This window comes from Nocardia takedensis NBRC 100417 (genome assembly GCF_000308695.1).
GTDB classification, from domain to species: Bacteria; Actinomycetota; Actinomycetes; order Mycobacteriales; family Mycobacteriaceae; genus Nocardia; species Nocardia takedensis.
This window is the reverse complement of record NZ_BAGG01000157.1, coordinates 1-253: the sequence shown is the minus strand read 5'-3', so window position 1 is coordinate 253 and position 253 is coordinate 1. Positions and strand designations below refer to the sequence as shown.

Annotated in this window: 1 pseudogene; it reads right to left on the bottom strand. The window is 67.6% G+C overall.

The window, feature by feature from the left end:
• A pseudogene (locus tag ON30_RS27705) lies at positions 1-253 on the bottom strand (IS110 family transposase); the annotation flags it as partial.

The window sequence follows — 253 nt, the reverse complement described above, 5'->3', positions numbered from 1 at the left end:
TGGGCGCGACGTGGGTGAGTAGATCGTCGAGCTGCTTTTTCAGTTCGGCGGCGTGGATCTGCGAGTCCAGGACGCGTCGGGCCAGTGAACGCAGGGCGAGTTCGGTTGCCGCGGTCGGGTCGGTGAGCCTGGCGGGAGCGGGGTCGAAGCCGGCGCAGGTGGCGAGCAGTCGTGCTCGTGTGAGTGAACGCAGTCGGGAGCGCAGCTCTTCGGGGCTGGTGGTGATCAGGGATCGCAGGGCGTTGAGTGAGGC